Source organism: Mesorhizobium sp. B4-1-1 (assembly GCF_006439375.1).
In the GTDB taxonomy this organism is placed as follows: Bacteria; Pseudomonadota; Alphaproteobacteria; order Rhizobiales; family Rhizobiaceae; genus Mesorhizobium.
Map to the genome: position 1 here is coordinate 148,105 of NZ_VFTH01000017.1, position 10,023 is coordinate 158,127.

General features: G+C 63.6%; 10 protein-coding genes. 6 read left to right on the plus strand and 4 right to left on the minus strand.

Annotated elements, in window-relative coordinates:
• Positions 1–3 precede the first annotated feature (3 nt).
• Genes FJW10_RS22590 through FJW10_RS22600 form a run of 3 tightly spaced genes read left to right on the plus strand, consistent with a single transcriptional unit; the run spans position 4 to position 2,240 of the window.
• Complete coding sequence (locus FJW10_RS22590) at positions 4–864, plus strand: lytic transglycosylase domain-containing protein (protein ID WP_140901686.1); 861 nt, start codon at positions 4–6, stop codon at positions 862–864.
• A 32-nt stretch (positions 865–896) separates the two neighbouring features.
• Positions 897–1,448, plus strand: coding sequence for an AAA family ATPase (locus tag FJW10_RS22595; protein ID WP_140901687.1), 552 nt, complete (start codon positions 897–899; stop codon positions 1,446–1,448).
• A 39-nt stretch (positions 1,449–1,487) separates the two neighbouring features.
• A complete protein-coding gene (locus tag FJW10_RS22600; RefSeq protein WP_140901688.1) occupies positions 1,488–2,240 on the plus strand; it encodes a Stf0 family sulfotransferase in 753 nt (250 codons plus the stop codon).
• On the opposite strand, the gene FJW10_RS22605 is transcribed toward FJW10_RS22600, so the two are convergent.
• From FJW10_RS22605 to FJW10_RS22615, 3 genes are all read right to left on the minus strand, one after another.
• Positions 2,241–4,574, minus strand: a complete 2,334-nt coding sequence (locus FJW10_RS22605; protein ID WP_140901689.1) for a response regulator — start codon at positions 4,572–4,574, stop codon at positions 2,241–2,243.
• Positions 4,575–4,806: 232 nt separating this feature from the next.
• Positions 4,807–5,025 carry a hypothetical protein gene (locus FJW10_RS22610; RefSeq protein WP_140901690.1) on the minus strand — a complete coding sequence of 73 codons (219 nt, stop codon included), beginning with the start codon at positions 5,023–5,025 and terminating at the stop codon, positions 4,807–4,809.
• Positions 5,026–5,039: 14 nt separating this feature from the next.
• Positions 5,040–5,363 carry a hypothetical protein gene (locus FJW10_RS22615; protein WP_140901691.1) on the minus strand — a complete coding sequence of 108 codons (324 nt, stop codon included), beginning with the start codon at positions 5,361–5,363 and terminating at the stop codon, positions 5,040–5,042.
• A gap of 98 nt (positions 5,364–5,461) precedes the next feature.
• Between FJW10_RS22615 and FJW10_RS22620 the strand changes: the two genes are divergently transcribed.
• The gene (locus tag FJW10_RS22620) at positions 5,462–7,465 is read left to right on the plus strand and encodes a PAS domain-containing sensor histidine kinase (protein WP_140901692.1); all 2,004 of its coding nucleotides are present in this window, start codon (positions 5,462–5,464) and stop codon (positions 7,463–7,465) included.
• A gap of 134 nt (positions 7,466–7,599) precedes the next feature.
• Here FJW10_RS22620 and FJW10_RS22625 read toward each other — a convergent pair whose 3' ends face one another.
• Positions 7,600–8,475, minus strand: a complete 876-nt coding sequence (locus tag FJW10_RS22625) for a polyprenyl synthetase family protein (protein WP_246674348.1) — start codon at positions 8,473–8,475, stop codon at positions 7,600–7,602.
• 169 nt (positions 8,476–8,644) lie between these two features.
• Between FJW10_RS22625 and FJW10_RS22630 the strand changes: the two genes are divergently transcribed.
• Together FJW10_RS22630 and rpmF are read left to right on the plus strand one after the other, a co-directional pair.
• Entirely contained in the window at positions 8,645–9,352 is a 708-nt protein-coding gene (locus tag FJW10_RS22630) for a transglycosylase domain-containing protein (protein ID WP_181177625.1), read from the plus strand.
• Positions 9,353–9,607: 255 nt separating this feature from the next.
• Positions 9,608–9,790: a 50S ribosomal protein L32 gene (rpmF, locus tag FJW10_RS22635; protein ID WP_140833063.1), complete on the plus strand. Its 183-nt coding sequence runs from the start codon at positions 9,608–9,610 to the stop codon at positions 9,788–9,790.
• The last annotated feature ends 233 nt before the right edge of the window (positions 9,791–10,023 follow it).

Sequence of the window (10,023 nt, forward strand, 5' to 3'; positions counted from 1 at the left end):
CCGATGCCGCTTTTGCCGCGCGCGACGCTGATCCTGATCTGCGCGCTGATCCTTTCCGGTCAGGCATTCGCCGACCCACCGCAGTCGCGGTCCGCCGCCAAACGGCTGATCAACCGTGTCTGCGATCTGATCGAAGCCCAGGCCCAGCAGAACGGCCTGCCCAAGGATTTCTTCGCCCGGCTGATCTGGAAGGAAAGCCGCTTCGATCCGAACGCGGTGAGCCCGGTCGGCGCCGAAGGCATAGCGCAATTCATGCCGGGCACCGCCAAGATGCGCGGGCTCGCCGATCCCTTCGACATCGGGCAGGCCATCCCGGCCTCGGCCAAATATCTCGCCGAGATGAAGGTCAGCTACGGCAATCTCGGGCTCGCGGCGGCGGCCTACAATGCCGGCGAGAACCGTGTGTCGCGCTGGCTGAGTTCGGGCGGCTTCCTGCCGATGGAGACGGAAAGCTATGTCTTCGACGTCATGGGCGAGCCCGTCGACAAGTTCTCGGACAAATCCTATGCCGGCACCATCCAGCCGCTCGACCCGGAGATGAGCTTCGCGGTTGCCTGCCGCAGGCTGCCGGTGATCATGTCGCGGACCGTCGCCATGGCCTCGATCAACGTCAAGCCGTGGGGTGTGCAGGTGGCGGGCAATTTCCGCCGCTCGGCGGCGATAGGCCAGTGGCTGAGGGTCAGGGGCCGGTTCCCGGCGCTACTCGCCAGCCATGACCCGGTGGTGAGCCGGGTGCGTACGCCGATCGGCCGGCGCGGCATCTATGCGGTCAGGATCGGCGCCGACTCGCGCGGCGAGGCCAACGGTATCTGCAACAAGCTGCAAAGCGTCGGCGGCGCCTGCGTGGTGTTGCGCAACCGGTGACGCCAACGCCAAGACAGAGGGGGTGGCAAGAGATGACAGCCAAGATCGTCCTGCTCAACGGCATCGGCAGCGCCGGCAAAAGCTCGATCGCCAGGGCTTTGCAGGGAATGACCGCCGAGCCGTATCTGCATGTCGAGATGGACGCCTTCCTCGAAATGCTCCCCGAGGCGTTGCAGGAGAACATGCCGGGCTTCGCCTACAGGACCAACTGGGAGGACGGCAAGCCGTCTGTCGTCATCGCGGCCGGGCCGGTCGGGAGGCGGGCCATGCAAGGCATGCGGCACGCCATCGCTGCGATGGCGCGCCAGGGCAACAACCTCATCGTCGACGATGTGATGCTTGACGGCGAAATGGCGCAGTATCTGGAATTGCTGTCCGATTTCGCGGTTTTCCGCGTCGGCGTGTTCGCGCCGCTCGATGTGCTCGAAGCCCGCGAAAGTGAGCGTGGGAACAGGTTGCCTGGCCTCGCACGCGGGCAGTTCGATCGCGTGCATGAGGGGCAGCACTACGACCTTGAAGTCGATACCAGCCTGCTTTCCGTGCAGGAATGCGCCCTTCGCATCCAACGGCGATTTCGGCTATAGGCGGCCGGGATCATTCCGGCTCCAGCAGCGGCGGGTAAAATGTTTGACGCATACATCATCTGCGGCACGCCCCGGACCGGCAGCACTTTGCTGTGCGATCTGCTGACATCGACCAAGAGGACTGGCGCGCCCCACTCGTTCTATCGCCGGCAGGACATGCCGGAATGGAGCGAGGAGTGGGGCCTGCCCGACCGCGGCACGATGAGCGGGCTCGACTTCGATGTCGCCTATCTCAACGCGGCCATCAAGGCCGGCAAGGGCGGCACAGGCATCTTCGGCCTGCGCCTGATGCGGGAAAATCTGGACGAGCTTTCGGCGATCTTCGACCGGATCCATCCCGGGCTTCCATCAGACAAGGCGCGTTTCGAGAAGGCCTTCGGCCGGGTTCTTTACATGCATCTTTCGCGCGAGGACAAGCTCGCGCAGGCCGTCTCGCTGGTCAAGGCGGAGCAGACCGGCCTCTGGCATATCGCCCCCGACGGAACCGAGATCGAAAGGGTCGGGCTGCCGGCTGAATCGCGCTATGATTTCGAGCGCATCAGGGATGAAGTCAGCGAGCTCGAAGCCTATGACACGGCCTGGAACGTCTGGTTCGCGCAGCAGGGCATAGCGCCGCTGCGGATCGGCTATGAGCGCCTCGCCGCCGATCCGGCCGCAACGTTGATTTCGATTTGCGAGGCGCTAGGCGCTCCACCTCCGGACGCCGATGACATCAGACCGGGCGTAGCAAAGCTCTCCGACGAGACAAGCCTCGACTGGATGCGCCGTTATCGTCTCGACGCAGCGATTTGACTACGCTGTCTTCGCCGCCACGGTCTCGCTGAGCCAGGTGCCGATCTTGGCGCCGAGGCGGTCGGGCGAGACAGGCTTGGGCAGATAGTCGTCCATGCCGGCCTCGATGCATTTTTCGCGGTCGCCCTTGAGCGCATGCGCGGTGACGCCGATGATCGGCGTGCGATCGCCGTTCTGCTGTTCGATCGCACGGATGGCGCGGGTCGCCTCATAGCCGTTCATCTCCGGCATGGAGACGTCCATCAGCACCAGGCGCGGGCGCAGCGAGCGGTACATCTCGACCGCGGTGCGGCCATTGCCGGCGATGCGGTAGCTGAGACCGAAACCGTTGAGGATCTGGCCGAAGACCAGCTGGTTCACGTCATTGTCTTCGGCGATCAGGATGTCGATCGGGCCGCTCGGCGCTGCCGTCGATTCCGGCGCGGTCAGGACCGGAACGGCCGGGCCGCGGATAACGGTGAAGGCTGGCGGAGCCGCCTGCGCCGCGGCCGGTTCTCGCACGAAATGCGCCTTGGCGCCTTGCGTGCGCGCCTTCTGGATAGCGGAGATCACGGTGCCCAGCAGCACCGCCGAACGCGCCGGCTTGGTGAGATGCGCGACGATGCCGAAATCGATCACCATCCTGCCGAAATCGACCTGGTCGACCGAGGTCAGCAGCACGACCGGGATGGAGGAGAGGCGGGTGTCGGCGGCGATGGCTCTGGCGACATCGGCGCCGTTCATGCCCGGCATCTGGTAATCGAGGATAATGCAGTCGACCGAGGCGCCGAGCTGGCAGGCGCGGTCGAGGAAAGCGAGGCCGACCGCGCCGCTTTCGGCGGCCGCGCAGTCGAAGCTCCAGCTTCTGAGCTGCTCCAGCAGGATCTCGCGGTTGACCGGATTGTCGTCGATGACCAGCACCCGGGCGCCGGTGACGTCGACGGGCACCAAATCGTCGCGCGACTGCTGGTCGTGCGCCGGCAGCGGCACGGCGAACCAGAACACGGAACCGCGGCCGATCTCGCTTTCGACGCCGATCTTGCCGCCCATCAGGTCGACAAGCCGCGCGCCGATCGCGAGGCCAAGGCCGGTACCTTCATGGCGGCGGGTCGAGGAGCCGTCGACCTGGGCGAATTTCTCGAACACGCTTTGCAGTTTTTCGGCCGGAATGCCGATGCCGGTGTCCTCGACGCGGACCTTGAGCTGGACCACGCCGTCGACGACATCGCCGCCGACATCGACCAGGACATGGCCCTTCTCGGTGAACTTCACGGCGTTGCCGAGCAGGTTGGTGACGATCTGCCGGAAGCGCCCGGCATCGCCGACGACGAAGGCCGGCAGGCGCGGGTCGACGCGCACGATGAGCTCGAGGTTCTTTTCGGCAACGCGTGCCGATACCAGCGTCGCCACATCCTCGACCGCTTCCGCCAGGCGGAAGGGGGCGGGGTCGAGCGTCAGCTGGCCGGCATTGATCTTCGAGAAATCGAGGATGTCGTTGATGATGGTCAGCAGCGCGTTGCCGGATTTGACGATGACGTCGGTGAAGGTCTTCTGGCGCGGCGTAAGCTCCGTCTTGGCGAGCAGTTCGGCCATGCCGAGCACGCCGTTCATCGGCGTGCGGATCTCGTGGCTCATATTGGCGAGGAATTCGGACTTGGCGCGGTCGGCGGCCTCGGCCTTGAACAGAGATGCGGCGGTCTCGGCGAAAGCGCGGCGGATCGCATTCTCCATCGGCCGGAATATCAGAGCCGCGGCGATGGAGAGCACTGCGAACAGCAGGCCGCTCGCCCACAGGAGCAGCCGGTCGTTGGAAGCATCGGCGAGGCGGCGCTCCTCGTCGAGCGCGGTGCGCACCTTCACCAGCATCGGCTGGGCGAAAAGGTCGTTCTGGTTGCGGATTTCGCGGTAGCTCCACTCGTCGACCTTCTGGGCGACCGCCATCAGGTTGAAATTGCGCACCATATCGCGCGCCGACCAGAACAGGTCGTCATTGACCGAAGCGGTGTCCAATGCGTTGACGGTGCTCTTCGACAGGCGCGGCCTGATCGCGGCGAGCTGGGCGTTCAAGATGCCGATCTCGCCCGTCAGGCGTTCGGAATGGCCGCGCGCGGCGGTCGTCAAGGCGTCGCGCGTCTCGCTGCGCCAGGCGGTGCCGGTCGTCTCGGCGAAATTGGTGGCGTTGCGCAGGTCGCGGGCGAAGATGACGAAATTGCCGCTGAGGGCATCGACCTCGTGACGGTACGAATTCACACGGTTGAGCGCGAACATGACGGCGGCAGAGGCCAGCGCGAAGACAAGCAGTCCCGAAATGTAGCGGATCCGGATCGACCGGAGGAAGGAAGAATATTCCGGCATGCGCAACCCCAACACATACGCACAATTTTAATGGTCGGGATTACGCTTGATTTACATTAAGATTTCGTTGGAGGAATTGGCGGGCCTGATGACAGCTTTTGATACAGATGCGGCGTATCGGTTTCGCGACAAGCCAGATCGCCGATCGTCTATGATGCCGGTCCAGTGCGGAGCTTTACGCCGAGCGCCTTGCGCATTCCAGGCAGTGTTTTGGAAGCCTAACGGCAGATCGTCAATCCGACGTATCGGAGAGGATTCGGTTTCCCTTGCGCAGCGTGATCCGCCGCTGAGGGTGCTCGTCCCTTGCGGCTTGAAAAATAGCGCGGGCAAGCTGGGCCGTAACGGCGCGTGCGAGAATCCGTTCAACGATCTCATGGCTTTCGGCGTGCCAGAGTTCGATGCGATAGGGCAGTGCTTCAGCCGAACGGGAAGTGTTGGCGCTCCGTGTCATAGACAGGCCTCGGCCTAATTCGTCGGACCGTTCCATCTCGAAACGAAATTGTTCTTGTGCCGCAAAGTGACGTAACGGTCCGGATGCTCACGCGTCGCCGCATAATAAGCGGCGTAGCCAATGCTGGCGTTTGCCGTGACAGCAAGAATTTGTTCGACGCCATTCTTGGCGGCGTTCCACAACTCGACTTTATACGGGAGTTCGTCATGCTCGGCGGAGCCGAGCTCGTGAGAGAGGGAATTTTCCTCGTCATCTCCGGGTTCGTTTTCCGGAGCAAAGCTGTATAAATGGTCGAGGTTTCTGAGATTGGTCGCGAGAGCGGGTGAATATGTCGCCATTGGTCCAAGCTTGTTGCTATGCCGGGGTGGGCGCGCCTATGTTGCGGACGCGTTACCGGACGAACTGCTTAATGCGAGCGTAGAACGCGAGTCCGACAATGCCATTGACCACAACCGACGCGCAACATCTTTCCGACAGCCATCGCCTCGAATTCTTCATCGATGCTGTCGCCGACTATGCGATCTACACCCTTGATGCAGATGGCTTCATCACCAGCTGGAATGCCGGCGCCGAAAAAATAAAGGGCTACGCGGCTTCGGAGATCCTGGGGCAACATTTTTCCCGGTTTTTCACAGTCGAAGATCAGGCGAACGGCGTCCCGGACAAGATGCTTGCCGAGGCAAAGGCGGAGGGAAGATACGAGGCAGAAGCCTGGCGGGTGCGCAAGGACGGGACCAGGTTCTGGTCGAACGGCGTTGTTCAACGGGTATTGGACCGCAACGGCGTTCTTCTGGGTTACGCGAAGGTCACGCGAGACATCACCGAGCGCGTTGCCGCGCATCAGTCGCTGCTGCAGAGCGAGCGGCGCTTTCGTATCCTTGTCGACGGCGTGACCGACTATGCCATCTATATGCTCGATCCAAGCGGCATGGTCACCAACTGGAACGCAGGCGCCGAGCGGCTCAAAGGCTACACCGCCGAGGAAATCGTCGGCCAGCACTTCTCGAAATTTTACACGCGCGAGGAACGGGCAAAAGGCACGCCGCTCCGCGTCCTCGAAGCAGCCATGCAGAACGGTCGGTATGAAGGCGAGGGCTGGCGCGTACGCAAGGATGGCAGCCGTTTCTGGGCATCGGTTGTCGTTACACCGATCCGCAACGATGCCGGGCAGCTCGAAGGATTCGCCAAGGTTACGCGCGACATCACCGAACGCCGTGCGGCGCACGAAGCTTTGCGTCAAAGCGAGCGCCAGTTCCGCCTGCTGGTGAGCGGCGTGACCGACTATGCGCTTTTCATGCTTGATCCCAACGGGCTGGTGACCAGTTGGAACACCGGTGCGGAGCGTATCAAGGGCTATACGGCCGAAGAAATCATCGGTCAGCACTTCTCACGTTTTTACACGGAGCACGACCGTGCCGCCGGTTTACCTAGCCGCGCGCTCTATACGGCAACGCGGGATGGACGCTTCGAAACCGAGGGCCATCGCGTCCGTAAGGACGGGACGCTGTTCTGGGCGAATGTCGTGATCGATCCGATCCGCGACGAGCGAGGGGAGCTGATCGGTTTCGCCAAGATCACGCGCGACATAACAGATCGGCGCGATGCGGAGGTCGCACTCCGGCAGGCGCAAGCGCAACGCGTCCATACTCAGAAAATGGATGCGCTCGGTCAACTGACCGGCAGCATCGTGCATGATTTCAACAACCTTCTGACGGTGGTCGAAAGCTATGTTCGCCTGGGGAAGAAAGTCGGCACCGATCCCGAAATGAAGCGGGCGACCGAATCCGTGGAACTTGCACTCCAGCGCGGCGCCGCATTGACACGCCAGTTGCTGGCCTTCTCGCGCAAGCAGTCTGCTCGTTACGAGGTCGTATCGCTGGCGGAGCGGGTGGAAGCCGTTCGCGGAATGGTAGCGGGTTCCATGCGCAAATCGGTGAAGCTGGTCGCCGCTATCGGACCCGAAACCTGGCCGGTGAAGGTCGACCCCGGCGAACTGGAGCTTGGCCTCGTCAATATCGCCTTCAACGCGCGGGACGCCATGCCTGACGGTGGCCTGGTAACGATCACGGCGGAGAACGCGCTGTTATCGAGCAACGACAATGCAGCCGGACTGCAAGGTGAATTCGTCGTGCTAAGGGTGGCCGACACAGGCATCGGAATTGCGCCAGACGTGCTTCCGCAGGTTTTCGAGCCGTTCTTCACGACCAAAGGGCCCGAGAAGGGCACAGGTCTCGGCCTCGCACAAGTCTACGGTTTCGCGCAGCAGTCCGGCGGCGCGGTCGCGATCGACAGCGAAGTCGGCAAGGGCACAACCGTGACGATCTATTTGCCGCGAGCCGATATGACGGCCGCCGCGCAGGGCGCGGAGGCAGACCGGCCGACCGGTGCAAATGTGGTGCCATTGAGGACAAAGGGCCGTCTTGCAGGGGATCAGGACTGATCGGGCGGCTGACCGCGCTGGCCGCGCCACAGTGGCTCGCCTGTTCAAATCAGACCGCATTTTTGCCTGGTAGAGGTAGGAATCCGCCGGATCACATTTAGAGCATCGCCGGCCCGGGCACAAACCGGCCGCTCTCAGCTGCTTCGCGTCGCCACGAACGTCGCGGCGGCTTTCAGCAATTCCGCCTGCTCGCCAAAGGGCTCGAGCAGCGCGTGCGCCTGGTCGATAAGGCCGTGGAGCTGGCCGCGCGCCCAGGCGGGGCCGTGCAGCGCGGCAAGCGTCGCCTTGCCGGCGGCAGCGTCCTTGTTCGTCGCCTTGCCCATCTGCTTTGCGTCCGCCGTCAGGTCGAGCAGGTCGTCGGCGAGCTGGAAGGCAAGGCCGATCGCCGAGCCGAACTCGGCCAGCCTCTCGCGGTCGGCTGGCGGCGCGCCGGCGACGATCGCGCCGGCCTCGCAGGCGAAGCGGATCAGCGCGCCGGTCTTCATCGCCTGCAGCGTGATGATGCCCGCCTCGTCCGGCCGTTCGCGCTCGGCTTCGAGGTCCAGCATCTGGCCGCCGACCATGCCGCCGGCGCCGGCCGCGCGGGCAAGTGCGAGAACGAGGGTGGCGCGGCGCTCGGCCGACAGCACGGACGCTTCGTCGGTGATGATATCGAAGGCCAAAGTCAGCAGCGCGTCGCCGGCGAGGATCGCGGTCGCCTCGTCGAACGCCTTGTGCACCGTCGGCTGGCCGCGCCGTAAATCGTCGTCGTCCATGGCCGGCAGGTCGTCATGGATCAGCGAATAGCAATGCACGCATTCCAGCGCCGCCGCGACGCGGAGTGCGGCCTCGTTCTCGGTCGAAAACAGCGCGGCGCTTTCCAGGACCAGAAAAGGCCGCAGCCGCTTGCCGCCGTTGAGCACGCCGTGGCGCATCGCCGCCATCAGGCGCCCAGGCCGCGCGATCTCGCCGGTGAGCGGACGCGCGTCGAGGATCCGCCGTAGCTCGGTCTCGACCGCAGCGGCACGCATGAAAAGCGCGGATTCGAAGGCGATCTGGTCGTCTTTGCTCATGGCCGGAGCGGTAGCCGACACTCAGACATTGCGCAAGCAGGCTCGCGCCTTTATGCCGGAGGAGGCGAGGCACGGGTGGGGCGGCTTGACGGAACCGATCGTCGAATATGAAAGCGAAGGGCTGGACATGGCGCGACGTCGGCGCCTGAACCGCGCCGGTCTCAAGCGGCTTGGCCGGCGTTGCCTGGTCATCGCCATCGTTTTGGCGGCCATCCCGGTCGTGCTCACCTTCCTTTATCTGCCGTCCTTCGTGCATCCGGTCTCGACGCTGATGCTGAAGGACCTCGTGACTTTTTCCGGCTACGACCGGCGCTGGGTGTCGATCGACGACGTGGCGCCGGTGCTGGCGCATTCGGTGATCATGTCGGAGGACGGGCAGTTCTGCTTCCACCGCGGCGTCGATCTCGGCGAATTGCGCGGCGTGGTCGACGACGCGCTGGCCGGCGAGGCGACGCGCGGCGCCTCCACCATCACCATGCAGACGGTGAAGAACCTTTTCCTGTGGTCGCGGCCATTGGGCAGCGTGCGCAAGGTCGTCGAGCTGCCGCTGGCCGTCTATTTCGATGCGGTGATGTCGAAGCGGCGGATCATGGAGATCTATCTCAACATCGCCGAATGGGGGCCGGGCATCTACGGCATCGAGGCAGCCGCCCAACACCATTTCGGCGTCTCGGCCAAGCAGTTGTCGCGAAGGCAGGCGGCGCTGCTGGCCGTCAGCCTGCCCAACCCGATCGCGCGCAATCCCGCCAAGCCGGGGCCGGGCCTGCGGCGGCTGGCCTCGCTGATCGAGCGGCGCGCGAGTCGATCCGGCGCTTATGTGGGCTGCCTGGATTAGAGCGTGATCCCGAAAGGTGGGAACCGGTTTTCGGAAAAGACCACGCTCCCAACGAAGACTTGGATCATGACGGCGTTTCAACGAAACGGCGTCGCGATCCAAGCGAAGCGCCGCCGGCTCAAAAAAATTCGCGGCCGGCGCTGGCCAAAACGGCGCAAGGCGTGTATAGGCACCCGACTTTCTCAGATTATGGCCTCGATGCGGCCCTTTCGCGAGGGTTGTCGGGGCATTTTGACCATGTAGTGGAGCATATCCATGGCCGTTCCAAAAAGAAAAACCTCTCCGTCGAAGCGCGGCATGCGCCGCTCGGCCGACGCGCTCAAGGCCCCGACCTATGTCGAGGACAAGAATTCCGGCGAAATGCGCCGCCCGCATCATATCGACCTGAAGACCGGCATGTATCGCGGCCGCCAGATTCTGGAGCCGAAGGAAAGCTGAGAAGCTTCCACGGTTCATGACGTTTCAAGGACCGGCCTCTGGCCGGTCTTTTTGTTTTGGCGACCTCATGGGCGCGCCGGCCGACCCGAAATCGGCACAACCTGACTTCGCGCCGACTTCGCGCGGCCCCTGGGTCGTCTCCTCTCCATTTCAAGCGCTAGAGTCTTTCACGTTTTGACGGATGCGTATCCGGAGTTTGCGAAGTAGTTGCTGCATTCGGCTGCCTCGATAGT